This is a genomic window from Corynebacterium sp. HMSC075F02 (assembly GCF_001838335.1).
In the GTDB taxonomy this organism is placed as follows: domain Bacteria; phylum Actinomycetota; class Actinomycetes; order Mycobacteriales; family Mycobacteriaceae; genus Corynebacterium; species Corynebacterium jeikeium_D.
The window spans coordinates 69,702-95,955 of sequence record NZ_KV836311.1; the positions used below are offsets into that span (position 1 = coordinate 69,702).

The 26,254-nt window shown below is 60.1% G+C and carries 22 protein-coding genes; 5 read left to right on the top strand and 17 right to left on the bottom strand.

Going from position 1 to position 26,254, the window contains the following annotated elements; all coding sequences use genetic code 11:
* Positions 1–3 precede the first annotated feature (3 nt).
* Positions 4–288 carry an Lrp/AsnC family transcriptional regulator gene (locus tag HMPREF2920_RS04900; protein ID WP_005511316.1) on the bottom strand — a complete coding sequence of 95 codons (285 nt, stop codon included), beginning with the start codon at positions 286–288 and terminating at the stop codon, positions 4–6.
* Positions 289–462: 174 nt separating this feature from the next.
* On the opposite strand from HMPREF2920_RS04900, the gene tpx reads away from it, so the two are divergent.
* Complete coding sequence (tpx, locus tag HMPREF2920_RS04905) at positions 463–960, top strand: thiol peroxidase (RefSeq protein ID WP_016422822.1); 498 nt, start codon at positions 463–465, stop codon at positions 958–960.
* Between the two features lie 64 nt (positions 961–1,024).
* On the opposite strand, the gene HMPREF2920_RS04910 is transcribed toward tpx, so the two are convergent.
* From HMPREF2920_RS04910 to HMPREF2920_RS04930, 5 genes are all read right to left on the bottom strand, one after another.
* Positions 1,025–2,062 carry a hemolysin family protein gene (locus HMPREF2920_RS04910; protein WP_070854063.1) on the bottom strand — a complete coding sequence of 346 codons (1,038 nt, stop codon included), beginning with the start codon at positions 2,060–2,062 and terminating at the stop codon, positions 1,025–1,027.
* Between the two features lie 3 nt (positions 2,063–2,065).
* Complete coding sequence (locus HMPREF2920_RS04915; RefSeq protein WP_070854064.1) at positions 2,066–3,502, bottom strand: hemolysin family protein; 1,437 nt, start codon at positions 3,500–3,502, stop codon at positions 2,066–2,068.
* 509 nt (positions 3,503–4,011) lie between these two features.
* Entirely contained in the window at positions 4,012–4,230 is a 219-nt protein-coding gene (locus tag HMPREF2920_RS04920) for a hypothetical protein (protein WP_016422819.1), read from the bottom strand.
* A gap of 190 nt (positions 4,231–4,420) precedes the next feature.
* Positions 4,421–5,122, bottom strand: a complete 702-nt coding sequence (locus HMPREF2920_RS04925) for a YceI family protein (protein WP_246821102.1) — start codon at positions 5,120–5,122, stop codon at positions 4,421–4,423.
* A gap of 26 nt (positions 5,123–5,148) precedes the next feature.
* On the bottom strand, positions 5,149–5,541 hold the full coding sequence (locus HMPREF2920_RS04930) for a hypothetical protein (RefSeq protein WP_224783748.1): 393 nt from the start codon (positions 5,539–5,541) through the stop codon (positions 5,149–5,151).
* A gap of 81 nt (positions 5,542–5,622) precedes the next feature.
* Here HMPREF2920_RS04930 and HMPREF2920_RS04935 point away from each other — a divergent pair, with 81 nt between their 5' ends.
* Positions 5,623–6,012, top strand: a complete 390-nt coding sequence (locus HMPREF2920_RS04935) for an RNA polymerase-binding protein RbpA (protein ID WP_005511311.1) — start codon at positions 5,623–5,625, stop codon at positions 6,010–6,012.
* A gap of 322 nt (positions 6,013–6,334) precedes the next feature.
* Here HMPREF2920_RS04935 and HMPREF2920_RS04940 read toward each other — a convergent pair whose 3' ends face one another.
* The 5 genes from HMPREF2920_RS04940 to HMPREF2920_RS04960 all read right to left on the bottom strand — a co-directional run bounded on the left by HMPREF2920_RS04940 (position 6,335) and on the right by HMPREF2920_RS04960 (position 14,970).
* A complete protein-coding gene (locus HMPREF2920_RS04940; RefSeq protein ID WP_049170520.1) occupies positions 6,335–7,147 on the bottom strand; it encodes a polyprenol monophosphomannose synthase in 813 nt (270 codons plus the stop codon).
* 12 nt (positions 7,148–7,159) lie between these two features.
* Positions 7,160–8,848 (bottom strand): apolipoprotein N-acyltransferase, encoded by a 1,689-nt coding sequence (gene lnt, locus HMPREF2920_RS04945; RefSeq protein WP_070546148.1) that lies wholly within the window; start codon positions 8,846–8,848, stop codon positions 7,160–7,162.
* A gap of 38 nt (positions 8,849–8,886) precedes the next feature.
* Entirely contained in the window at positions 8,887–9,507 is a 621-nt protein-coding gene (locus tag HMPREF2920_RS04950; protein WP_048734054.1) for an FxsA family protein, read from the bottom strand.
* 76 nt (positions 9,508–9,583) lie between these two features.
* Positions 9,584–13,234, bottom strand: coding sequence for a cobaltochelatase subunit CobN (cobN, locus tag HMPREF2920_RS04955; protein WP_070854066.1), 3,651 nt, complete (start codon positions 13,232–13,234; stop codon positions 9,584–9,586).
* 173 nt (positions 13,235–13,407) lie between these two features.
* Complete coding sequence (locus HMPREF2920_RS04960; protein WP_049170527.1) at positions 13,408–14,970, bottom strand: lipase family protein; 1,563 nt, start codon at positions 14,968–14,970, stop codon at positions 13,408–13,410.
* A gap of 251 nt (positions 14,971–15,221) precedes the next feature.
* On the opposite strand from HMPREF2920_RS04960, the gene cobG reads away from it, so the two are divergent.
* Genes cobG through cobJ form a run of 3 tightly spaced genes read left to right on the top strand, consistent with a single transcriptional unit; the run spans position 15,222 to position 18,673 of the window.
* Entirely contained in the window at positions 15,222–16,397 is a 1,176-nt protein-coding gene (gene cobG / locus HMPREF2920_RS04965) for a precorrin-3B synthase (RefSeq protein ID WP_065419943.1), read from the top strand.
* 11 nt (positions 16,398–16,408) lie between these two features.
* Entirely contained in the window at positions 16,409–17,059 is a 651-nt protein-coding gene (locus HMPREF2920_RS04970; protein ID WP_048734062.1) for a precorrin-8X methylmutase, read from the top strand.
* Positions 17,060–17,062: 3 nt separating this feature from the next.
* A complete protein-coding gene (gene cobJ / locus HMPREF2920_RS04975) occupies positions 17,063–18,673 on the top strand; it encodes a precorrin-3B C(17)-methyltransferase (protein ID WP_070854067.1) in 1,611 nt (536 codons plus the stop codon).
* 3 nt (positions 18,674–18,676) lie between these two features.
* On the opposite strand, the gene HMPREF2920_RS04980 is transcribed toward cobJ, so the two are convergent.
* The 6 genes from HMPREF2920_RS04980 to HMPREF2920_RS05005 form a co-directional block, all read right to left on the bottom strand.
* Positions 18,677–19,417, bottom strand: coding sequence for a cobalt-precorrin-6A reductase (locus tag HMPREF2920_RS04980; RefSeq protein ID WP_070854068.1), 741 nt, complete (start codon positions 19,415–19,417; stop codon positions 18,677–18,679).
* On the bottom strand, positions 19,405–20,178 hold the full coding sequence (cobM, locus tag HMPREF2920_RS04985) for a precorrin-4 C(11)-methyltransferase (protein ID WP_005510735.1): 774 nt from the start codon (positions 20,176–20,178) through the stop codon (positions 19,405–19,407). Before cobM ends, HMPREF2920_RS04980 begins: the two co-directional genes overlap by 13 nt.
* 46 nt (positions 20,179–20,224) lie before the next feature.
* The gene (locus tag HMPREF2920_RS04990) at positions 20,225–21,451 is read right to left on the bottom strand and encodes a bifunctional cobalt-precorrin-7 (C(5))-methyltransferase/cobalt-precorrin-6B (C(15))-methyltransferase (protein ID WP_070601422.1); all 1,227 of its coding nucleotides are present in this window, start codon (positions 21,449–21,451) and stop codon (positions 20,225–20,227) included.
* Positions 21,448–22,212, bottom strand: coding sequence for an SDR family NAD(P)-dependent oxidoreductase (locus HMPREF2920_RS04995; protein WP_070854069.1), 765 nt, complete (start codon positions 22,210–22,212; stop codon positions 21,448–21,450). The genes HMPREF2920_RS04990 and HMPREF2920_RS04995 overlap by 4 nt, the downstream gene beginning before the upstream one ends.
* 32 nt (positions 22,213–22,244) lie before the next feature.
* Positions 22,245–23,360 carry a M24 family metallopeptidase gene (locus tag HMPREF2920_RS05000; RefSeq protein WP_070767498.1) on the bottom strand — a complete coding sequence of 372 codons (1,116 nt, stop codon included), beginning with the start codon at positions 23,358–23,360 and terminating at the stop codon, positions 22,245–22,247.
* Between the two features lie 89 nt (positions 23,361–23,449).
* Positions 23,450–26,236 carry a DEAD/DEAH box helicase gene (locus HMPREF2920_RS05005; protein WP_070653068.1) on the bottom strand — a complete coding sequence of 929 codons (2,787 nt, stop codon included), beginning with the start codon at positions 26,234–26,236 and terminating at the stop codon, positions 23,450–23,452.
* Positions 26,237–26,254: the final 18 nt, after the last annotated feature.

Below are 26,254 nucleotides of genomic sequence, written 5' to 3' on the forward strand. Positions count from 1 at the left end.
CGACTACTCCAGCCCGATGGAGAATGCACTTTCCAGGTCGTGCTGAGAGTAGGTGCGGAAAGCCAGCTGAGTCTGAGTGCGAATAACACCGTCGACCTTGCTGATGAGATTTGGAATGATTTCCGCCAAATCATCGTGATTAGTTGCGCGCACCACGACGACCAAGTCCCAGTCACCAGTAACGGAGTAGACCTCAGTCACGCCGTCGATCTCGACGATGGTCTCGGCGGCCTCCGGAATCTTGTCAGCTTCGACATCGATGGACACAATTGCGGTAATCAAACTCATGGCTGCCTTTCCTCGGAGTTTAAACGTGGGGCCCGCTGAATAGCGTGGCCCGGACCGCAAGGTACGCAAGATTGCTCAAGATACTGCGGCCCGGAATTTCATTTCTGTCACGATTCTACTGATTTCCAGGAAACAGCCTGGAGGATCCGGACGAAAGGCGGTAAAAAGGGCGCTATGACACAAACCGCATTTCAGTCCAACCCAGTCCAGCTTTCCGGAGACCTGCCCCAGGTGGGCAACAAGGCTCCGGAGTTTACCCTCACCGGTGGTGACCTCGGGGAGGTCACCAATGAGACCTTCGCTGGTAAGAAGGTCGTCTACAACATCTTCCCGTCCGTAGATACTGGTGTTTGTGCAGCTTCGGTGCGTCACTTCAACGAGGACGCTGCTGGGCTGGACAACACCGTCGTAGTTAATGTTTCGCGTGACCTGCCGTTCGCTCTCGGCCGCTTCTGCGCTGCAGAAGGCCTGGACAACGTTGAGGTTGCCTCGGACTTCCGCCACGGCTTCGGCGAAGCCTTCGGTGTTGTCCAGCAGGATGGCCCGCTCGCTGGCCTGCTTGCTCGTGCCGTAGTCGTCACTGACGAAGAGGGCAAGGTCATTTACAACCAGCTGGTCGATGAAATCACCACGGAGCCGGACTACGACTCCGCACTGGCTGCACTGAAGTAATTAGTTAACTAGCTTTCAGCAGCAAGTAACCAGCTGGAATCGACGGGGCTCGTCGGCGCACTCGCTAGGCTGTTGCCTGGCGGACTTCGCCGACGAGCTCTTCTAGTACGTCCTCCAGTGCAACGATTCCGCTGACAGAGTTCTCCGAAGTACTGTTTTTCGCCGTCACCAAGGCGAAGTGAGCCTGCTCGCGCTGCATAAGCCGCATGACCGTCTGGAGCTTGGCATCCGGGCTGACGCTTGCGAAGGTGCGAATCAGGTTCCGCGGGAAGGGTCGGTCGCGGTGACCGTCGTCAAGCGAGAGCAAATCCTTGACATGAAGGTAGCCGATGAAGCTGCTGTCGGCATCGGTGATGGGGAAGCGGGAAAAGCGCGTGCGTGCGCTGAGCTCTTCGATGTCGGCGACAGTGGCGTCGGGGCCAATGGTGACGAGGGTGTCGAGTTGCATAGTGACATCCGCGGCGGTGAGATGCTCGAAGCCGAGAGCTTTGTGGAGGAGCGCGAGCTCGTCATTGTCGAGAAGGCCCTGACGCCCGGACTCGGCGACGAAATCCTGCACCTGACTAGCGGTGAAGGAGGAATCGACCTCGTCCTTCGGAGTGGCGCGAAGAACCTTGCGAACCACGATGTTCGCGGTCGTATTCATCGCCCAGATAACCGGATTGAGCACCCGCACAATCACATACAGCGGAATAGCCACGAACTTCGCCGTCGGGCTGGGGGCCGCAATAGCGATGTTCTTCGGCACCATTTCGCCGACAACCATGTGTAAGAAAGTGACAATCAGCAGTGCCAACGCCAGCGCAACCACGTGGGCGGTGCCCGCGGGGAGTCCCAGCGCTGTCATGTAGGGCTCGAAGAAGTGCGCAATCGCAGGCTCGCCGACGGCACCGATGAGCAGGGAACAGGCGGTAATGCCCAGCTGTGTTGCCGCCAGGGAGACCGACACGTTTTCGATACCACGCAGCGCGTACTTTGCGCTGGTAGAGCCGCTGACGGCATCCGGTTCAATTTGATCGCGGCGAGCCGAGACCATCGCAAATTCAGCGGCGACAAACCAGGCATTGAGGGCCAACAGCAAAACAAGAGTAAGTAGTGGCATGTTCTAGCCCTCCTTTTCGCTGTTGTGCTCGACGTGGTTGTGACTGGTGCCGTCCTGGTGAGCGCCTTCATCCGTGCGCGTGACCTTGTTGCCGGCGCGGTCCACCTGGACACGAATACGGCCAACGCGGTGACGCGCCATGCGCTCGACTCGAAAAGCAACTTCAGCGGTGGTAGGCAAGTTCTCCTCATCGAGGTTTTCGTGGTCGGTGGCTTCGACCGTAATCGTGTCGCCGAAGCGAGGCATGCGATCCAAGCGTTCGGTGATAAATCCACCAATAGTGTCGGATTCTTCGCCCTCCGGCAGGACCAGGTTTAGGATCTCTCCCAACTCATCAGGGCGCATGAGACCGGAAACAATCACCGTATTGGGGCTAATCCGGCTGTAGAGCAACGAACGATCGTCCTGTTCATCGTCAATTTCACCGACGATTTCCTCGACGAGATCCTCCAACGTCACAATGCCGTCCGTGCCGCCGTACTCATCGACAACCACTGCGAACTGGTATGCATCCTCACGCAGTTGACGCATCAGCGGATCAAGTGTGGTCGAGTCATTTACCACGAGTACATCTTTGGCCAGGCTCGCAGCCGACGTCGTCAAGCGTTGTGCGTGTGGCACGCTGAGCAGGTCGGTGTAATGCACCACGCCGCGAATGTCGTCGACGCTATTGCCAACGACGGGGAAGCGTGCATGTCCAGAATCTGCGACGACCGTCAGCATCTCTGCGACGCTCTGATTTTCGATAAAGATAATCTGCGTGCGTGGCGTCATCACTTCAGCCGCCGTGCGCTCGCCGAACTCAATCGATCGCGCCACCAACTCGGCGGTCTGCGGGTTAATCTTTCCTTCATCGCTAGAGCGCGTGACGACGGCACGGAGTTCCTCCGCGGTCCTGGCACTGGCGACCTCTTCCTCAGGGGAGAAGCCGAGCCGTTTTAGCACCCAATTAGCCGCGCTGTTGAGTAGCCAGACCAGCCAGCCGAATGCGAACATAAAGGCATTTTGTGGCCTGACCACCAGGTTTGCGACTTTAGCGGGCTCGGCGATGGCCCAGTTTTTGGGGACGAGTTCGCCAAAGACCATTTGAGTGAAAGTCGCGATAATGAAAGCGCCCGTAGTGCTGATTGCAGTGACGGTGGCGGGAGAGATGCTAGTGCCACCAAATGCGGCTTCGAGGAGCACGCCGAGGGAAGGCCCGGTAAGGAAACCAGCGACGAGGCTGGTGACCGTAATTCCCAGCTGTGCGCCGGAGAGGTTTGTAGAGGTGCGTGATAGAGCACGGTCTACTAAGTATGCGGACTTTGAGCCGGCGTTTGCGGCCTTCTTGACATCGTTCCTGTTAACCGTGAGGTAGGAAAACTCGACAGCAACGAAAATTGCGTTGGCGAAAACGAGGAATAGAAAGACCGCTAAGACGATGAGTGCGGATACAATCACGCGGCATCACCTGAAGTGTTCGCTGCGTTCGCTGGGGATGCTGCGGCGGTTGCTGCGGTGATTGCGCTTACTGCGGCTACAGAGAGCCCGCCAACGTTGGCGCGAGGCTCTGGGTCGTCGGACGAGCCAGATCTATCTGATGTGTCGGATGTATTGGGTCTGTCTGAGCTGCTGGATGTGTCTGAGAGTTCAGGCATGCGGGAAATCTTACTAAAAATTCCTGAATAGACGTGTAGCGAAAAATAGTTGTTTGCTGAGTGAGTAAAGCGGTCCGGGTTGGCGGTTCATTCTGACTGGCTGGTCGGCTGGTTAGACCTGACGGTAATGGCGCATCGGCGGTAATGGGGAGGACGGGACCCTTAGGCCAAAATGTCATAATGTATATTATCGGACAAATAATGAAAGTGGTTGGCCCTGGGGTTTTCTGAATTTCCAGGACTGTCGCCTTTTTCGCCGCCGCTTTTTCTGCTGCCGTGTTCTATCTTGGCGCTTGATCTATGCCGTCGGGATTATTGCTCATTGTCCTTGGCGTTCGCTGCAAGCTCATCCGCGTTGCGGACGGCAATCTCTTCCCGCAGCCTTTTGTTCTGCCACAGCGTCATGCCAATCAGGAGTATGCCGACAGCCACGAGCCACCACACGCCCTTGTAGGCCACGAATGCAATGAAGATAATCAGTAGTACCATTCGCACCTTTCGTGCGAGCAACATTGCTTCGTAGGTGTTCATATCGTTGTGACTCCCAACTGGTCTACCAAAATTGTTTTTGGCAGGATTTCTGTGGTGTGTGACTAAATGGCTTTATTGCGTCACAGTGACGAATCGAGGTGTATTTTCGCTGGCTATAAGCCTCTTTGGATTAGCGCTACTGCGATTTTCTTTAGATGGCGGTGCCTGCCAGCCGCGAAACCTACCCGTCCTACGCGTCCTGCTTCTCTGCGACAATGCGTAGATTGAGTTCGCCGTTTTCCTCGATGGATGCAGCTACAAACTGTGGCAGGCGCACGTTGTAATCCAGTCGGTTGATTGGCAGAGTGCCCGACAGCAAAACCAGGTTTTCGGTACGAGCGGCCTTCATCGGCACGGTGACATCATTGGTGACACCGCGGATGGTCAGGCGTCCCGGAATCTCGATATTCGCCCACTGGCCGTTATCTGGAATGTTTGAAATATCGAGCGGCTCTGCAAGCTCAAATTTAGCTTCTGGGTACTGCTCAACACTGAAAATATTGTTGCGGACATTGATGTCACGACGTTCAATATCGCTAGTCAGAGTTGCCATATCAACAACAACGGATGCGTCCTCAAGATTGTTGTCAGCAACCTTCAGCTCACCGGTGACATCGTGAGTGGAACCGGACGTCGTCCGCCTGCTGCCCGGCAGTACCTCGTTAAAAGTAAAACCAACGGAGGTGTTCTGTGAGTTATCGCCACCGACAATCTTCCAGGTGCCATTCGCATCAGTCGTTGCTGCAGGCAGCTCCGTGGCCTCGAAATCCCCAGTACGCACCCCTTCATGCGTGAAAACGCGATACAAAACTGGCCCCACAATAACAATTGCGAGCGCAACAACTGCAACGGCTATCAAAGTAATAATTGACTTACGAACACCAGAATTCATAGTGCTCATCCTATCCTTTTAATCCGCTATGGGATAAACCGTTCCACTTCACGCGTTTTCATAATCAATTCCTGCGTAATCTCCTGCAGGACGGCAGTCTCCATGCCGTCGTCAAGCGCGGTGCGCAAGTCTTCGGCGAGACAACGTACTTCGAAGAGCCCGTCCCCTATTCGCTTTACGACGTCATCGCCCGCCGGCCTGCTCGTGGCATCGGTGGCGGTCTTCAGCGTGAGATCCGAATTGATTCGCTCGGCAATCGGCCTGGAAGCGCCTTTTGCTACGCCAGTGCGTTTTTCATACGCGCGCTGCCGGCAGGCTTGGCTGCAGAACTTGCGACGGCGACCGCGGATAGCGACCTCCATTTCGCGGCCACACCACTGGCAATTGGCGGTAGTTGTGCTCGGCTTTTGATCTGACACAGAAGTCAATTATGGCATGAATACAGATTAAGGCGTTATAATGTGTGGTCTAGTATTTCTACCAAAGGGGGCACGTTCCACATGGCAGATCGAGTTCTTCGTGGCAGTCGCATGGGCGCCGTTTCGTATGAGACCGATCGCGATCATGACCTCGCGCCGCGAATGATGGTCCGCTACCGCACTGAATCCGGTGAGATCTTCGAGGTCCCATTCGCGGATGACGCGGAAATTCCAGGTGAATGGCTGTGCAAGAATGGCCAAATTGGTGAGCTGGTTGAAGGCGAAGGCACTGAAGCCAAGCCGGTGAAGCCGCCGAGGACTCACTGGGACATGCTCCGTGAGCGTCGCTCCATCGAGGAGCTCGACGTGCTGCTGGATGAGCGCGTTGACTTGCTGCGCAAGCGTCGTCGTAACGCCGCTCGCCTGCTGAAGGCTCAGAAGGAAGCCGAAGAAGCAGAGAAGAACGCTTAAGGTTTGAGCTGGCTTGCGCTAGTGAGCTTTAGAGCTTTGTAGCCGTCAATCAAACACTGAAATTCGGGTCCGGATAAGGTTTTGCTCCTTATTCGGACCCATTTTTCGTTGGTGCCTGGCTGCGGCGGGCCGAACCGAGTTACTGACTGCGTTTATGACAAAAATGGCCTGAAAAATGGCTTGAAACTGTCATAAACTAAGACAGTTTCACATTTGCAGCCCCCATTCATACAGGCAGCCCGTATTCACATTTGCAGCCCGCAGTCATACAGGCAGCCCGTCTCCACACAGGTAGGCCGCAATCTTTGGGGCTGCCCTAGCCCTACTTGCGGAATCGCTGCTTAAACTCGTGACCAGCCAGGCGACCAATCTCCGACCCCAGGTTTTTTACCTGCTGCGAGCGGTGCTTGAATCCCCACTTGGTGACCTGCAGCAGAGACTGCTTCACAAAGCTGCCATCCATCTTGGACTCGCCGTACTCGCGCTCAGTAAAGGTGATCGGAACCTCCTCCACCAAGAAGCCAGCCTGTACAGCCTCAAAAGCGAGCTCGGTCTGGAACAGGTACGCAGCCTTGCCAATGTTGTCGAGATCGAGGGTTTCGAGAACTTCCCGTCGATAAGCACGGTAGCCAGCGGTGATATCCGAGATGCCCGCGCCGAGCGCCAGCGAGATGTAGAGGTTGCCGCCGCGGGAGAGAACCTGACGGCTCATTGGCCAGTTGACGGTCTTGCCGCCCGGAATGTAGCGGGAACCGATGACGACATCGGCACCGTCCTCGAGCTTCTCCAGCAGCAGATGGAACTGCTCTGGTGCGTGGGAGCCGTCGGCATCCATCTCGCAGAGAACCTCGTAGTCGCGCTCGAGACCCCAAGCGAAGCCCGCGCGGTACGCACCCCAGAGACCGCCCTTGCCCTCGCGGTGCAGGACGTAGATGTGCTCTTCGCCGTTGTCCGACTTGTCAGCGGCAGCGATTTCATCGGCGAGCTCACCGGTGCCGTCTGGTGAAGAGTCATCGACAACCAAAATGTCGACGCGAGGCTCCGCTGCGCGCAGGCGTGCAATCACGCCCGGCAGGTTTTCCCGCTCGTTGAAAGTGGGAATGACAACCAGCGTCGACTCATTTAGGGCAGTCACTCGTGATTCTCCTTAGTGCATGTTCTGCTCAGTATCCCGGCCATCAACTTCATCTGCGCCTGCCCTGGCATCTCCGCCACGGCGACGCAGGACGGCACCAACCACACAAAGAATACCGAATGCGGTCAGTAGACCTTCAATCCACGTCCCGAAGCGGGCTGCAAAAGTCAGGTGGGCGTACTGAGGCAGAGTTTCAGTGAGTACCTTCTGCTCGAAGATTTTGCTCCGCTTTACGACGTCTCCGTGCGCATCCACAATCGCGCTCACACCGCTGGTTGCGGCGACGGCCGTGGATCGTTGGAACTCCATGGCTCGCATGCGGCTCATGGCCAGCTGTTGGTAGGTCATGTCGGTGAAACCGAAGGTGGCGTTATTTGTGGGCGTGGCCAGCATGGTTGCGCCGTGTTTGACTGCGTTGCGGAAGGCACCATCGAAGACCACTTCGTAACAGGTGGCCACGCCTAGATTGACCTTCTTTAAACCATCGGTGCCTGGCGTTGTAACCACGGCATCGCCGTTGCCCGGAGTCATGTCTCCGGCGTGAGCGACCATGTCGGAAAAGTGACGTAGCAGTTCGCGGAATGGCATGGTCTCGCCGAAGGGCTGGAGATAGATTTTCTCGTGCTGGTCGCCGGGGCCGGTCTGCGGATCCCAGACCACCATGGTGTTTTGCACCCCATTGGTGTAGGTAAAGGTGCCGACCACGATGGGAGCGCCAATATTCATCGCGGCGTTTTCGATAATGCGTGCCGCTTCCCCATCCGTAAACGGGCTGACATCGGAGGAGTTTTCGGGCCAGATGACGATGTCCGGCTGCTCTTCCTTACCTTGGTGGACACGTCGGGCCAGCTCATTGGTGGCATCGGCGTGGTTTTGCAGGACTGCGCGGCGCTGGGCATTGAACTCTAAACCGAGGCGCGGAACATTGCCCTGGATAACCGCGACACGGGTGTTGTCAGCGGCCGTAGGCTCAGGCAGCGGTTGGGTCCACGCAGGAAGAACCCAGCCGACGAATAACGCTCCCACCAAAAGCGCAGCGGAGGTTGCATAGGAACGTAGCGTGAGCGCGACCAGTCCCGCACCAACGCAAGCAGCGAGGAAAGTGACCAATGCAGTGCTGCCGATTGCCACTGCTGGGGCCAGCGGGCCGTCGACCTGCCCCCAGGCAACGCGGAGCCAGGGGAAGCCTCCGAAAGGCCAGCGGGCTAGCAGCGCCTCCCCTGCCACGAGCGCAGCGGCCATGCCAGGGAGCTTCAGCGCGAGGGGGAAACTGGATTGGGCAATCAGCCACATCGCAAGCGCCGCCGGAATTGCGAGCAGTCCCAGCACAATTGAGAGCGCCACGTAGGGGCCAATGCCGACGAAGGAGCCGATCCACGGCAGTGAGAAAAGAGCCGTCGCTGTTGCCCAGCTGAAGCCCACCACTACGCTGGATTTCCAATCGGCTGCGCAGAAGAAGGCAAAAATGAGCAGGGCGAGGCCGATCCAGGCCGTCCACCACCAGCTCATGGGCGCATAGCTTAAGAACTGCAATCCACCAGCGAGGATTGCAATGAAGGCGAGAACGAGGCGCTGCTTTAGTGGGGTAAGCGCGCGAAAGCGCGCCTGCCAGCGATTCGGATTCTCCAGAATGTCTTTCGAAGCGTCTTTCTGAGCGACGTTCCCGTGCTCGCTGGAGCGCGCTTGGCGGTTAGTGTGCACTTGTATAAGAGAACTCTCTACGTTTGCGAGTTTTTGAGTTAGCGCTTGTCGCTGTCGTCCTGGTCATCATCCCAGGCGTTGTCCGGTGCCGGTGGGACGATTTTATCCTGTGGGAAGGCCTTGCCATCCGCACCCGGGAAACCACCAGAGAATCCAGGGAAACCCGAAAAACCGCCAGCACCAGCGCCAGTTCCTGGAGCACCCGGGTTCATGCCGTACTGAGAGACCACCATCATGCTGCGGTCACTGAAGTTGCGGAGTCCGTTGAGCAGCGCCACCGATCCGCTCTTACGAATCAGCCAGCGAGTCGGCGGTAGCACCATGAGGAAACCAACAACCGTGGAGACGACGCCCGGCAGGGCAATCAGCCAAGAGCCAACCAACAGGATTGCCGAGTCAGCCACAAAGTGTCCCGCGCCCTTTGCCGAGCGCTTGATTGCCTCCTCCGGATGCTTCTGTCCGTACTCAGTAAGAGTACGAGAAGTATCCAGCAGCAACTTCTGGTAGATGCGCTTGAACTCGATGGCGGCGAAAACCAATCCCAGAATGAATAGACCCAGAACCAGCAGGACGGTCCAGCCATAGCCAATCCATTCACCAAGTGCGATAAAGGCCGCAATCTCGGCGATGAGGTAAATAATTGTGAACCACTTGCTCATAGTTCCCCAGTGTAACCGCCACTAGATGAGCAAGTGGTTACGGCTATCGGCCGGTTAGACGACGACTAGCGGTCGCCTACCGGTCAGCGCGCTCCTCCAAGTCGCCCTCTGTATCCAGGTAGGTCTGGCGCAGCAGATCCATGCGTTCCTGGTCGGGGTTTTCCCACATACCGCGCTCGGCGGCCTCCATCAGGCGCTCGGAAATATCGTGCAGAGCCCACGGATTCGACTGTTCAAAGAACTCGCGGTTTTCCGGGTTCGCAACGTACTCGTCGGTAAGCGTTTCGTACATCCAGTCATCCATGACCTGCGCCGTCGCGTCGTAACCGAAGAGGTAGTCGACGGTTGCGGCCATTTCGAAGGCGCCCTTGTAGCCGTGGTTACGCATTGCCTGCATCCAGCGTGGGTTGACCACGCGGGCACGGAAGACGCGTCGCGTCTCCTCGTGCAGGGTGCGGGTGCGCACGGCGTCCGGGCGGGTGGAATCGCCCACATAGGCCTCCGGAGCGGAACCCGTCAGTGCGCGGACCGTGGCGATCATGCCGCCGTGGAACTGGAAGTAGTCATCGGAGTCGGCGATATCGTGCTCGCGGGTATCGGCATTCTTCGCGGCAACCTGAATACGGCGGTAGGCCGTCTTCATGTCGTCAGCTGCCTCTTCCCCATCGACACCGCGGCCATAGGCGTAGCCACCCCAGGTCGTGTAGACCTTTGCCAGGTCCGCGTCATCGCGCCAGGAACCGGAATCGATCAGCTGCAGCAGGCCAGCTCCATAGGTGCCCGGCTTGGAACCGAAGATGCGACGCGGGCGCTCCTGCTGGTCGGCCTTCGCATGGGCGCGCACGTAGTTGTCCTCATCGGATTCATCAAGCTTGACGACGAGCTGAAACGCATCATCCAAAAGGTCGATAACATGCGGAAACGCATCACGGAAGAAGCCGGAAATACGGACGGTCACGTCAATGCGCGGGCGGCCCAGCTCCTCCAGCGGAATCGGCTCAAGGCCGACAATACGGCGAGATGCGTCATCCCACACCGGATGCACACCAATCAACGCGAGCACCTCGGCGATGTCATCGCCCGAGGTACGCATGGCGGAAGTGCCCCACACCGACAGACCAACCGACTTGGGGTACTCACCGTGGTCGGCGCGGTAGCGCTCAATCAGGCCATCGGCGAGGTTAACACCGGTTTCCCAAGCCAGGCGCGACGGCACCGCCTTGGGGTCAACCGAGTAGAAGTTGCGGGCAGTCGGCAGCACGTTGACCAGGCCACGCAACGGTGAGCCGGAGGGGCCAGCCGGGACGAATTCGCCATCGAGAGCAGAAAGAATGCGTGGGATCTCCTCGCTGGTAGCAGCCAGGCGCGGGAGAATTTCGTCGCGGGTGAACTGCAGCAGCTCGACGACCTGGTCGAGGCCGTTTGGTGCCGCGATATCGGCAAATTCCTCGGAGCCGAGCACTTCAGCCGCGATCTGTGTCACCGGTTGGTCGGGATTCTTCACCACGGCGGTTACCAGCGCCGTAGCCAGTGCATCGATAGAGTCCACAGCGTGGCGTTCATCGGTGCCGTCCTCGGCCAGGCCGAGAGCTTCGCGCAGGCCCGGCAGGGTCTGCTTGCCGCCCCACAGCTGGCGGGCGCGCAACATGGTGGTCACAGTGCCGATTAGAGATTCGTCTTCCGGTGCCTGGCTGAGCACGTGGAGGCCACCGCGGATGGCGACGTCCTTAATCTCGCAGAGCCAGCCGTCGACATGCATGAGCATGTCATCGAAGACCTCCTCGTCCGGGCGCTCGTCCCAGCCGAGGTCGCGGTCCATCTTCGCGGCGGTCAGCAGCGTCCAAATCTCCTGGCGGATGGCCGGCAGCTTGGCCGGATCCATGGCGGAGATGTTCTGGTGCTCGTCGAGAAGCTGTTCCAGACGGGTGATGTCACCGTAGGATTCGGCGCGGGCCATTGGCGGAATGAGGTGGTCGACAAGCGTGGCGTGAGCACGGCGCTTGGCCTGTGTGCCTTCGCCCGGGTCGTTGACCAGGAAGGGGTAGATCATTGGCAGCTCGCCGATGGCAGCATCCGGGCCGCAGGAAGCGGAAAGGCCGACGGTCTTGCCCGGCAGCCACTCCAGGTTGCCGTGCTTGCCCATGTGAACCACGGCATCGGCGCCGAAACCGCCCTCCGCCTGCGGCAGCGACAGGAAGCGGTAGCAGGCCAGGTAATGGTGCGTCGGCGGCAGATCCGGGTCGTGGTAGATACCCACCGGGTTGTCACCGAAACCGCGCGGTGGCTGCACCATGACCACGACATTGCCGAAGGTCAGGCCCGCAATGTAGATGTCCTGGGTATCCGGGTGGACGTACAGGGTGCCCGGCGCGGCACCCCACTTGTCCTGCATGTCGGAGCGAAGTTCTTCCGGCAAGGTAGCGAAGAACTTCTCGTAGGTGGCAGCGGGCAGGCGAAGCTCGGCTGCCTCCATAACCTCTTCGGTCAGCCAGTCCGGGTCCTGGCCGCCGGCCTCGATGATGGCGTGAATGAACGCATCTGGTTCATCGGCACCATCCTCGGCGGTGGCATATCCGGGGATTTTGGTGGTGTCGCCGAGGTTGTATCCGGCGTCGGCAAGCGCGTGCAGCACCTTCAACGTGGATGCTGGTGTGTCCAGACCGACAGCGTTGCCGATGCGGGCGTGCTTGGTCGGGTACGCAGAGAGCATGACGGCGACGCGCTTGTCAGCGTTGTTGATGTGGCGGAGCGCGGCGTAACGGGTGGCGATGCCGGCCAGGCGGTCGCAACGCTCGAGATCCGGGACGTAGGAAATGAGCTCGTCGGAGTCGATTTCCTTAAACGAGAACGCGACCGAGATGATGCGGCCGTCGAATTCGGGGACGGCGACCTGTGTTGCGACGTCCAGCGGCGACAGACCTTCGTCGTTGTCCTCCCATGCCGCCTTGGACGAAGTCAGGGCCAAACCCTGGATGATGGGAATGTTCAGGTCTGCGAGTGCGGCGACATCCCAGCCGTCATCGTCCTGGCCGGCCTGCGCGAGTGCCGGGCGGTTGCCGCCAGCGGCGAGCACCGTGGTGATGAGCGCGTCGCAGGAAGCTAGCTCTGCCAGCAGTTCATCGCTGGCGGTGCGCAGGGACGCGGCGAAGATAGGCTTGGCGACGTAGCCGCGAGCCTCGACCGCGTCAGCAAGCGCCTCAATGTAGTGCGTATTTCCCGCCAGGTGCTGGGCGCGGTAGTAAATAATGCCGACGGTGCCGCGGGAATCTTCCGTGGCCACCTTGGAGTCGCGCTCCAGGAAACCCCAGGCCGGCATGCGAGTGGGCTCTTCAAAGCCAAGACCGGTCAGAAGCAGTGTGTCCGACAGGAAATTGTGCAGCTGTGCGAGGTTCTTTGCGCCGCCTTCCGCCAGGTAAATGTGCGTTTGCGTGGCGACGTTTGCGGGAACTGTCGAATACTCGGTGAGTTCGGCATCGGGTGCCTGCTCACCGGAGACGAGGACGGTGGGAATACCGGAGTTCACAAAGTAGTCGATGCCGGATTCCCAGGCGCGGCGGCCACCGAGAAGTCGGATGATGACGACATCGGCGCCGTCGGCAAGCGTGGGCAAATCATCGTCGAGCAGACGCGCCGGGTTTGCCCAACGGTAGGACACCTCCGGGTTGGCCTGAGCGGCCGCGCGGGCGGACAGAAGGTCGGTATCCGAGGTCGACAGCAGCAGAATCACGGTGTAGTCATTCACTTCCTGGGGAGCAACGCGTCCCCGGTCGGCGGGAGTCTGCCTTCTAACCGATGACGAGGTCTGACTGTGACAGTGGCGCGACCGTGCGGATTTTCACCGAGCTTCTCGTCAGCGGCATGGCAGTGGATTTCTCCATCACTCTACTGCAGGGGCTATTGCTAGAGTTCCAGCGACTGCTCCGCCGGCTGATCTGGGAAGTGGGACCAGAGGAAGTCGGTGGCATTAGTCAGTTCCGCGAGCATCGGAACGATATGGTTAATGCCCGTCTTCGGTAGCACCGGTGAAGTCGTGTTTTCGACGTACTCCAGGTCGGTGAAGCCGAGATTCAGCCAGGAATCGCGCAGCTTGCGAACCTGGTTGATGGGGATGATGTCATCATGCTCACCCGAGTAGAGGTACACCGGCGCATTTGGGACGAAGTTGCCGACGCGCTGGCGTGCGAGTTCCTTCTGTACCGGCTCGTAGCGCTTAATCATCTCGCTGAGTGACTCACCGCTAGTCGTGTACTGGTCAGTGGTTTCAAACGAGTGATGGAAACCCAAGCCACCCGCGCAGTAGTTGCCCACGTTGTCCAGCAGTTCTTTGCCTTCGGGGCTGATTTCTTCCTTGAGGACTCGGCGCAGCTCCGGATCCTTATCCAGGACAGAATTGATTGCCAGTGCAATCGCGGCGGTCAGCGTAGTGCCATCAATCTGGTCGAGGACGTTTGCGAGATCGGACGGCGGGCCGCCGGCGGCAGATGCGGCGACGTTGAGCTCTGGAGCGTAGACACCTGCACGCTCAGCGGCTGCAGCGGCTGCGGAGCCACCCTGGGAGTAGCCATAAATTCCCACGGGCGCATTTTTGTCCACGCCGAGCTCGTGTGAGGCAGACACGGCATCAAACAGTGACTGTGCCGAGGCGATGTTGTCGACGTAGTCCTGGTTACCCTGGGAATTGCGGTGGTGGTCGATCATCACCACAGTCGCGCCTCGCTTCAAGTTCGCGACCATCGGGATCGTCTCGTATGGAGCAATAATGTCCAACGGACCGAACTCAATCTTTAGGCCGGTCTGCGAGGATACCGAGGGGTCGCACTTTTCCGCGCCCCCCTGCGTGCCCGGCGCGATTGCGACGACCGGACGCGGACCGCTGCCCTTCCACTCCGTCTTCGGCGTCACCACAAGGGCTGTGTCCACACTGGGATTTCCGAGGGAATCCGTGGAGTTGTAGTGAATACGCTTGGCATCCACATTCCACAGCTTGTCGTTCACCATCATCTCGGCATCCTCACTGCTGACCAGCATGCCGGCATTTGCCGTGCGCGACGGGGTCAGCGGCAGAGAATTCAGCGGAGAGGCTGCGGCCACGCGAGCCTGTTCCGGGGTCAGCTGCCTGCCTGCGCCCTCGCTACCAGACTCCTCATCGTCTTTCTCGATGCCGAGTAGCCTCTCCATATTCGGGTTCGGTACATGGCCGAAACCAGGCAGTTCGCGGTTTGCGCTTGACGACGACACCTTATCCGCCAGCCCACTATCCGATAGGCCCGGGATGTTTAGTGGCTGTGCGTTTGCAGGTGTAGCCAGGCCGATGGTCATAAGACCTGCTAGCGCTACCCCGATTCCCGTTCGGATTGTGCGACGGTTTCGTCGTGAAGCAGAGCGTGTCTGTGTCGAGGCACGGCCGGTGCCGACGGTGTCGTGTGCCTCGTGCGTGAGTGCTTCAGCGTCGTGATGTGGCATGAAATCTCCTGAATAACCCCAGATTGAAAACCCAATGAAAACTTCCCTTAATTCAGAGGAAGTTAGGTTATGAAAACAATAAGGTTTTAAAAAGGTAGATCGGTGGATTTTCAGTGAAGAATTTGTATGTTTTTGCGGAGGGGTATGAAAACTCCACTTCAGGATGGTTTCGTTGGGCTGGAAAGGGGCTGGATAATGTGCCCCTGTTTTCGGGGGCTCAGCTCTGTGTGTGTTTGCGTATTCTTGAGAGTATGACTGCATCTGATCAAGGAACCCGCACTCGTCAGGACGGTTGCCCCGGCAGCCGCAAGGTTCATATCGCAGCTGATGGCGCAATTGGTCGTCTGCGCTTCCCCGGAGGCTTTCTCCCCGCGCCGGGCTTCGCCGTACTCGCCGATTTGGCCGAGAATTTCGGCGACGGTGATATTCACTTCACCTCCCGCGGCAATGTTCAGATCCGTGGCATCACCAACACCGGCGCATTCGCCGATGCCGCGGAAGAAGAGAAGCTGGTTCCCTCCACCAGCCACGACCGCGTACGCAACGTTCTTCAGTCGCCGCTGTCCGGTCGCGTCGGCGGTAAAGCTGATGTGCGCGACCTGGTTCAAGAGTTCGACAAGGCCCTCATCGCGGAGCCGTCGCTGGCAACACTGCCAGGTCGCACACTCATGGCTTTCGACGATGGCCGCGGTGACGTGCTCGGTGAGCGCCCCGACTTCGGTGTTGTCGCCCACGATGAGAACACGTTCGAACTCATCATTGGTGGCGCGACCTCGGGGCTTGTCGTCTCGCGTGACGACGTCGTGGAGGCTCTCATCACCACAGCGAAGGTGTGGAATGACAGCCGTGGTTCAGCCTGGCGCATCGCCGAAGCCAATGCGGCCGAGCGCGTTGCTGATGCCGTAGTCGAGGAATTGGGCGCGCGAGTTCGTCGCCAGGAGCCGACTCCGGCTGAGAGCTTCGATGCCACCGCCGGGCTGTCCCGCCAGATCGGTTGGATTGACCAGCCGGATGGCCTGGTTAGCCTGGCCGCTGGCCTGCGCTTTGGTGTCCTCCCGGCGCGTCTGGCCCGAGCGATCTCGCACACTCAGGTGCCGGTGCATATCACTCCGTGGTACTCGCTGATCCTGCATGATTTGGAAGAGGAAGTTGCCGAACAGGTCGTCAAGGTATTGGCGCCCAATGGTCTGATCTTCGATCGGAAGTCCACCTGGCTGCGCGTCAGCGCCTGCACCGGACGCCCCGGCTGCAAAAAGTCTCTGGCTGACACCCGCGGCGATGCTTCTCACGCAATTGCCGATGGCCGACTGCCCGAGGGGCGCGTGCACTTCTCCGGTTGTGAGCGTCGCTGCGGCAAGCCCAAGGGCGGTTACTTCGACTATCTCGCCACCGGGGACGGAGAATACGAAGTCACTGCTGTGGACTAGGCTTTAAGCCTATGAAGCGCTTTGAGTACAACACCGACGGTGCGGATATTTACCGTAACTCGTTTGCCATCATTCGCGAAGAAAGCGATCTTTCCCGCTTCGATGCCGATGAGGAAACCGTCGCTGTCAGAATGATTCACGCAGCAGGTCAGACCGACCTGGCCAAGGACATCGTCTTTTCCACGGGAGCTGTGCGCGCAGCTCGCCAGGCTCTCGAGGAAGGCGCTCCTATCTTCACCGATGTCAACATGATCGCCTCGGGTATTACCCGCAAGCGCTTACCTGCTGACAACGAGGTCATCTGCCTGCTGCGTGATGAGCGCGTCCCCAAGCTGGCTCAAGAACTCGGCACCACGCGCACTGCTGCCGCCGTGGAGCTGTGGAAGCCACGCCTAGAGGGCGCGGTTGTCGCCATCGGCAACGCTCCCACCGCCCTCTTCCACCTGCTCAACCGCATTAATGAGGGCTCCTTCCCCATGCCCGCTGCCATTTTGGCCATGCCAGTGGGCTTCGTCGGTGCCGCGGAATCAAAGCAGGCCACTATCGACTCCGGTGCCGAAAACCCAGAGCTGAAGTACATCACCGTCACCGGCCGTCGCGGTGGCTCGGCTATCACCTGTGCTGCCCTCAATGCCATTGCCACCGCAAAGGAGATCATCTAAACCATGTCCGGCTCCTACAGTGCTCAGCCTGGTCATCTCTACGGCGTCGGACTCGGTCCCGGCGACGCAGGTCTCATTACACTCCGCGGTGCCGACATCATCCGCACAGCCGATGTCATCGCCTACCATGCCGGCACTCACGGACGTTCCACGGCGCGCTCAATCGCCGCCGAACTGATTGACGCGCGTGACGACGCTGCCGTGGAAGAACAATTGCAATACCCGGTGACCACCGGGCGCCCAGCCGACTATCGCGAGCAGCTCGCCGGTTTCTATGCAGAGGCCACTGCTCGCCTGCACAAGCACTTGGCCGAGGGACGAAGTGTTGCAGTGCTTTCGCTCGGTGACCCGATGCTCTATAGCTCGTACCAGCATCTGCACCACGCTCTCAGCGAGGACTTCCCCACTGAGATTGTCCCCGGAGTGGCCAGCATTACTGCGGCGGCAGCAGAGATTGGTCAGCCGCTCGGCGAGGCTACCGAAATCGTCAGCGTTGTCCCAGCCACCGCCGATTCCGAGCGCATCGCTGCGGTTCTTGACGCCTCAGACTGTGTAGTCATTATGAAGCTGGGGAAAAACGTTGAGAAGGTGCGCACAGCGTTGCAGTCCGCAGGCATGCTCGAGCGCGCCTACGTTGTCGAGCGAGCAACGATGAATGAGCACACCAGCTACCCGCTGGTCGATGCAGACCCGGAGAAAGTTCCGTACTTTGCAGTAGCCGTCGTGCCTTCCGCTGTCTACGGCACTGAACGGAGCGTATCTGGAGCATCAGAGCCAGCTAATGATGTGGCGACCGGTGTAGCCACCGATACGGCGACTGAGTCGGCTACCCCAGCGGTCGGTGAAGTTATCGTTGTCGGCCTGGGCCCGGGTGCGGAGCGCTGGACCACCCCAGAAGTCACTGAGGAACTGGCCCGGGCCACGGATCTGGTTGGCTACTCCACCTACATCAACCGGGTTCCTGAGCGCGCCGGGCAACGCCGCCACCTCTCCGACAACCGCGTAGAGGCAGAGAGAGCCACTATGGCGCTGGATATAGCCAAGCGTGGAGGTCGAGTTGCGGTGGTCAGTTCCGGTGACCCGGGGGTCTTCGCCATGGCGGCCGCAGTGCTGGAAGTCGCTGACGACGATATGTGGCGAAACATTCCAGTTCGAGTCGTGCCGGGCATGACTGCTGCTCAGGCTGTCGCAAGTCGAGTGGGTGCTCCCCTTGGCCATGACTTTGCGATGCTCAGTCTCTCCGACAGGTTGAAGCCCTGGGAGGTCGTCGTTAAGCGAGTGCGTGCTGTAGCCGGTGCGGACATGGCGTTTGCTGTCTACAACCCGGCCTCCAAGTCGCGGAGATGGCAGATTCGAGAGCTGCGTGCCTTGGCTTTGGAATACCGCGAGCCGACAACGCCTGTGATTGTGGCGCGGGCAGTCGGCTCGGAGCAGGAACACGTCACCGTGACCACGCTGGCGGAGTTCGACCCGGATGTCGTCGATATGCGGACCATGGTGATTATTGGTTCGTCGTCGACAAAGGCGTATCGTGCCGGCAAGACCACTCGGGTCTACACCGCACGCCACTACGGTGAGGGCGGCACCAGCGGAACTGGCGAGTTGCTGCGTTAGCCGCTATGCCCGGCGGACGACGGCGTTGTACGCCTCATCCACCGTTGTGGCGACGGTGGCGATATCCGCGCCGGGCAGCTGCGGGCGCTGCACGATAACGACCGGCTTCTTCAGGTCGCGGGCTGCCTCAATCTTGGCGTAAGTAGCAGCACCACCGGAGTTTTTGGTTGCCACGCAGTCCACGGCGTAATCCCGCATGAGCTTGCGCTCCGCTGCGACATCGTAAGGCCCACGGCTGAGAATAATCTTCCGATTCTTCGGCAGCGGCGGCGCGGGCTGTTCCACACAGCGAATGAGGTAACGGCCGTTGGAATCACCGGCAAATGGAGCAAGCTGCTGACGGCCAATAGTGAGAAACGGGCTGTAGAAACGGTCGGCAACAACGTCCGCGGCCTCCTGCATGGAGGACACCTCAATCCAGTTGTCGCCAGGCTGCTTCTCCCACGCAGGGCGATGCAGCGCAACAAGCGGAATACCGGTAGCGCGGGCAGCTTCAGCAGCAGATTCGCTGATCTGTTCTGCATACGGATGCGTGGCATCGATGATGACTTCCGTGGCATCGGAGATTAGCCACCGAGTCAGTCCTGCGGGACCGCCAAAACCGCCGATACGGACATTGCCGACGGGCAGCTTGGGGTTTGAAACGCGACCGGCCAGTGAAGAGGTGACAAACCAGCCCTCGCCCACTAAGCGCTTGGCCAGGGCGCGGGCTTCAGCAGTCCCACCCAGAATTAGTGCACGCATGGAATGGTCCGTCCGTGTTCATCGCGTGGGCGATCATCGCTGTAGAGGTAGCTATCCGGGAACGCCTCGGCGGTGAGCACCTTGCCGACAATGATGACAGCCGTACGAGTCACACCGGCATCCTTGACCTGCTGCGCGATATCAGACAGCGTGCCGCGGAGAATAACCTGTTCCGGGCGGGATGCGAAGGCCACGACTGCCACCGGACCGTGCTCACCATAATGCGGGGTGAGCTCCTCGACCACACGATCGATGTCGTGGGCGGCCAAGTGAATGCACAGAGTCGCGCCCGTGCGGCCGAAGTTCTCCAGGGTCTCGCCCTCCGGCATCTTGGAAGCGCGCCCGGAGATACGAGTCAGCACCACCGACTGACCAACAGTTGGCACCGTGAGCTCGTGGCCGAGAGCGGCCGCCGCCGCGGAAAATGCCGGCACACCCGGAACGATTTCGTAGTCAATACCGAGCTCGCTGAGACGACGGACCTGTTCTGCCAGCGCCGACCACACCGACGGGTCGCCGGACTGCAGGCGTGCGACATCCTTGCCCGCCGCATGCGCTGCCTGAATGGTCTCGATGATGGTATCCAGCGGCATACGCGCGGTATTGATAATCTCTGCGCCTTCGGGACAGTTCTCCAGCACCTCAGGCGGGACAATCGATCCCGCGTAAAGGCACACTGGGCAGGAACGAATAAGCCGGTCCGCGCGCAGCGTCAGCAAATCCGCTGCCCCCGGGCCTGCACCGATGAAATACACAGTCATTGTGAGTTACAGAGTCCTCAATATTTTCTAGACAGAGAAATTACGTCTATGGTAGCGCAGGCTCTACTGGCTTCTCCGCCACCCACTGCACCACCGGCAACGCAGGGCGCCACGCAGTGAAACTGCCGACTGCACCTGCGCGCTCCACGGAAATCCGGGTGACATCCCCGCCATAGTCGCGACGCGCCTGCCACAGCAGAGCCTCCGACTCCAGCGTCACGGTGTTTGCGACGATGGTGCCTCCCGGGGCAAGGCGTTGCCAACAGGTTTCAATCATTCCGTCAGCAGTGAGACCTCCGCCGATGAAAATGGCATCTGGGCGAAGATGCGAGTCTGCCAACACCGCTGGTGCCGCTCCGTGGTGGACGGTCACATTGCCAGACAGAGCCGCCACATTCTTAGCAATTCGCTCTGCACGAACAGCATCACGCTCGAAAATTTCCGCACGTCCGCCGTGCCGAGCCCACTCAATGCCAATCGACCCCGTGCCACCGCCGACATCCCACAGCAGAGCTCCCGGCCGCGGATCCAACGCAGCGACCGTCATTTGGCGAATCGGCGCCTTCGTCAGCTGACCATCCGAATCAAAGTCACCGTCGCGCAGCCAGCCGCGCGCGCTTCCCGACGGCTCCACCGCCAGCACCGTGAGGTTGCCAGCTGCAACCGGTGGGTTCGCCACTGTGCCTTCGGCAACGGACTCCGGCAGCCCTGTAGCTTCCGTGCCGCCGAGATTGGTCAGCACGGTGAGCTTGGTGTCTGGGCGGTCGGCTAAAACCGTAGCGACCTCTTTCACTGAATCCGCGTTTCGGCACAGCACCAGGAAGGGCCGTAGTGAATCCGCTACCGGTACGACACGCGCGGCACCAGGTAGCCCCGGTTTCCCTGTCACCAGCGAAATCACCGGAGTGTCATGCAAGGGCCAGCCAAGGTAGGCGCAGGCCAACGAGGCTGACGATGGCGCTGGAATAACCTCCAAGGCTCCACGGCCGAGTTCCCGAACCAGGGACGCTCCGACACCGTGGAACATGGGGTCGCCACTGGCGAGGATGACATCGACTGCGGGGTCAATATCTGCCAGGGTGGCCTGCCAGTCCTTCCAGAAGCCACCTGGCCAAGGTGAGAGGTCGGCGTCCAGGTTGACGTCGGCAAGCAAATGGAGCTGACGGGGAGAGCCAATGATGCGGCGAGCGGACGACAACGCCTCGACAGCGCGGGCGGATAGGCCAGGGTACCCGTCGCAGCCGATGCCGACGACGCGAAGCTTTGGGCTCATCGGGGCATCTTGCGCCAAATCCAGCGCGGAGTCAGATGTGTGGCGCGTGCGAGCAATGCCAATTTACGCGGCACCCAGACGTGGGGCTTCCGACCGTCGAAAGCAGTGACGGCGGCCTCCGCGACCTCGGCGGGGCGCGAGGACATCGGCGCTGGCTTCATGCCTTCGGTCATGCGGCCGATGACGAAGCCCGGCCGGACAATCGTCAGCTGAATATGGCTGCCGTGCAGGCGGTCCTGCATGCCCTGGAGGAAACCGTCGAGGCCGGCCTTCGCCGAACCGTAGACGTAGTTGGCGCGGCGCACGCGGGCACCTGCGATAGAGGAAAAGGCCATGATGCGGCCCGCGACCTTATCGCGCACAGGCAGAGTGCCGGCGGCGATGTCGGACTCCATGCGCGCGACAATCTCGGTGAGAATCGACGCCTGTGCCGTGAAGTCGGTATGTATGACTGCCGCAGCAGCCTCGCCGGACTCCTCGCACTTCCGCTGATCACCGAGGATACCGAACGCGACAATCACCGTGTCAATGGGACCGTGCTGCCAGGCGTGCTCGACGAACTGGCGGTGTGCCGCGATGTCATCGGCATCAAAGTGGATGCGGTGCACCGCGACGGCACCGGAGTCGATGAGCCGACCGGCAATGCCGTCGAGTGCCCCAGTGCGGCGCGCAGCGAGCGTGAAGGTGTTGTGGTTGGCCAGTCGCGCGGCAACTTCCCCGCCGATCTCGCTGGTGGCACCAAGAACGAGTACGTGTCCCATGCGCTAGAAAATACCTTTCCTCTAAACCTCGATTAGACGGTAATTAAATCGTGCGGACCATTATTGACCGATTCTCCGCCGTCTTCGGTGACAACGATGATGTCTTCCAGCCGCATACCGAACTCACCCGGCAGGTACACACCCGGCTCCACCGAAAACGCCATGCCAGGCTCGAGCTTGAGCTCATTGCCAGCCATAATGAACGGCTCCTCATGCGTGGACAGGCCAATGCCATGACCAGTGCGGTGAATGAAGTACTCGCCGTAGCCCGCAGCGGTGAGGCTATTACGCGCAATCGCATCGATCTCTGCAGCCGTCACACCGGGGCGCACCGCCGCCACGGCAGCTTCCTGCGCCTTGCGCAGAGCCGCCCACGCTGCAGCTTCCTTCTCCCCCGGCTTGCCGACGACATAGGTGCGCGTGCAATCGGAGTGGTAGCCAAGCGGCAAGGTGCCTCCGATATCGACGACCACCACGTCGCCTTCCTCGATGACGCGGTCGGAGAAATCGTGGTGCGGATTCGCGCCATTTTCAGCGGAGCCGACAATGACGAAGTCAATGGCGACGTGCCCCTCCTCCAGGATGGCAGCCGAGATCTCGTCGGCGACCTCGCGCTCAGTGCGACCTGCGCGCAGCATGCCCGGCACACGAGCGTGAACGCGGTCAATAGCGGCGCCGGCCTCGCGCAGCTGTTCAATCTCAGCGGCGTCCTTGCGCATGAACAGTTCCTTCAGAAGGTCTCCGGCCAACACAGTTTTAGCTCTGGTGAGATCCTGAATGGGAATCAAGTGGTCAGCGGTCAAAGAGGCTCCCACTGCGAGGGTGCCCACGTGGCCCACCAAGTCGGCGACAATGCGGTGCGGATTCTCTCCGTCTTCCCACAACACCACATCGGCGTTGAGATCACCGATAGCGCACAGCGGCAGATCCCCGCGCTCCACGGCGGGCAGTACCAACGTGGTGGTGCCGGATGCAGTGACCACCAGCGCGGTCAGGCGTTCATGCGAAGTGACCGCAGAACCAATGAGATACTGCAGGTCAGCGCCGGTTCCAAAGACTGCAGCGTCCGCATCGCGGCTGCGGAGTAGCTCCGCAGTGCGATCCAGACGCTGCTGATAGATGTCAAAGCTAAAGATACCGTTGCTCATAGTTGCCAACTGTACCCGTCGGCCTGTGCCCGTCGCCGGTTGAGTGGCCTCGGGGCGACGAGGCTTCGGCTGACCAACGTAACCGGCAACTAATTGTTCAGCGCCACTACGCCCCTGCGAATTGCCTGAATAGCCTCGGCGGACTTGTCGCGAATGTCCGTGGAGTAGCCCGTCTTCTTGATCTGCTGCAGCAGGTCAATGACCTGACGGCACCAGCGGACAAAGTCACCTGGAGTCAGCTCCGCGCCACTCTCGGCGGCGGCTTGCAGGCAGTACCCCAGCGGTGCACCCGCAGTCCACTGATGAATTGCCGTAGCAAAAGCCATATCCGGCAAGTCCGTTACCGGCAGCCGGTAACGGCGCTCATCCTCCGACAGTTCCTCCCAGATGCGGTAGGTGTTCCCCAGCGCCTTGGCCAGCGGCTCGGTAGGCACCTCGTCACTGCCTTGACTGGCCTTGCGGTTTTCAAAGACCAAGCTCGACACCGCACCGGCCAGTTCCGCGGGGTCCAGGTCATCCCAAATACCGCGGCGCAGACACGTGGCCACCAGCAAATCCGAGCCGTTGTGAATCTGCGCCAGCCGCAGGCCTTCCTCGGTAATTGTCGGCTCCGCGCCCTCCCGCCATTCCACGTAGTCCATTTGTGTTAGCAACTGCAGCATGCGGTCGAATGTGCGCGCCAATGTATCCGAGGCGGAATCGACGCGCTTTTGCAGCTTGGCCACATGCGCCTCGGCCTGCCGCAGCGTATCGGCGTGACGAGCCATCGTCTCCACCGCAGGATCGCCATGTAGCGGATGCTCGCGCAGCTCCTGGCGCAACTTCCTCACCGCCGGCGAGTTGCCACCAGTGCGACGCTTCAGCCTCTTTGGTCCCTTTAGCCCCTTGCGGCCAATCTCTGCGCGCACAATTCCGAGCGCACGTCGCGGATGCCGGTCCGCATCCCGAGGCAGCTTAATCGCGCCGACCGTCTGCGGCGCCGCTGGGAAGATATGCGGCTCCACACGCCCCACGAACCCGCCGACACTGATGACACCGGGACGTGGATTCGACTTCGAATGGTCCTCTCGGTACACCACCGCCAACTGCACCTTCTTACCCTTCGGCAGCGGAATAACCTCGCCTCGACGGAGTCTGCGCAGCGCGGTCACTGTTTCCGTATGGCGGTCTTCAATATTGCGGCGCTTGGCGTTCTTCTCCTCCTGGGTCAGCTTCGCGCGCAGATCCAGGTATTCAAGCATCTGGGTTAGGCGCTCGTCGTCACGCGAACTGCCTTCCTCGCTTGACGACGACCCCTCAGCCTCCGCCCCTTCAGCGTGCGCATCGGCTCCCCTGCCGAGCAATTCCGCACGCAGGGCCGCGGCTTCCTGCTTGGCCTTGGACAGTTCGGCGGCGACTCCGACAATGTCGCCATCCGCCTGGAACTGGGCGAATGAGCGCTCCATGACGCGCTTCGAGCCTTCGTAACCGAGCGTCTGCAGGAGGTTGACGCTCATGTTGTAGCTCGGCGCGAAGGTGGAAATCAGCGGGTATGTGCGCGTAGATGCCAGCCCTGCGACAGCCTTCGGATCCATTGCCGGGGCCCACTGCACCACTGCGTTGCCGACAGTGTCGATACCGCGGCGGCCAGCGCGACCGGTCATCTGCGTGTACTGACCCGGCGTGAGATCCACATGTGCTTCGCCGTTGAACTTGACCAGCTTCTCCAGCACGACCGTGCGGGCAGGCATGTTGATGCCCAGCGCAAGCGTCTCGGTGGCGAAGACAACCTTGACCAGGCCTTCGTTAAAGAGCTCTTCCACAATGTGCCGGAACGCCGGCAGCATGCCCGCATGGTGCGCCGCAAAACCACGGATGAGAATGCGGCGCCAGCGCAGGAAACCGAGAACCTGCAGATCTTCCTTCGGAATGTGTGCAACACCGTCATCGATAATCTTGGCGATGCGCTCCTGCTCATCCCGGTCGGTGAGCTCTGCGCGCGTAGCACCGACCTGCGCCAGCGCGCCTTCGCAGCCCGCGCGGGAGAAGATGAAAACGATCGCGGGCAGCATGTTCATGGAGCCGAGCATGCGGATAACATCGCCGCGCTTCGGCGGGCGGAATTTGCGCTGCCCCTTATCACCCCAGCTATACGAGCGGCCACCCCCCTTGTGCTTTTTGTACTGGTAACGCTCCCTGGCCCCAGCGTCCCCGTAGCCGAACTCGGCACGACGGCACGCCTCCAACAGGTCCTGATTGACCTTGTCCGACTTCGCCTCGAAAAGCGGATAGAGCCGATTTCCCACCAGCATGTGCTGATGCAGTGGAACTGGGCGCAGATCCGTGACAATGACGTCCGTGTGCCCGCGCACCGTGGAAAGCCAGCGGCCGAACTCCTCGGAGTTGGACACCGTCGCGGACAAACCGATGACGGCCACGGACTGGTCGAGGTTCAAAATAACCTCTTCCCAGACAGCGCCGCGCTCGCGGTCTGCGAGGTAGTGAATCTCGTCCATCACCACATGCGTGAGCCTCTTCAGCGTCGGCGAGTCCGCATAAATCATGTTGCGCAGCACCTCGGTGGTCATCACCACGATGTCCGCGTCGCCATTAATAGAAGTGTCGCCAGTGAGCAGGCCTACGCGGTCCTCGCCGTAGTCCTCGATTAGGTCGTGGTACTTCTGGTTGCTCAACGCCTTGATAGGTGTGGTGTAAAAGCACTTGCCACCGCGCTCAAGAGCTGCATAAATAGCGAATTCGCCAACAATGGTCTTGCCCGCACCGGTGGGTGCACAGACGACAACGCCCCGCCCTGCCTCAATTGATTGGCAGGCGCGGAGCTGAAAGTCGTCAAGATCGAAATCCTGTTGGCTGACGAAATCGCCGAGAAGAGTCATGCCTCTAGAGTGTCATAA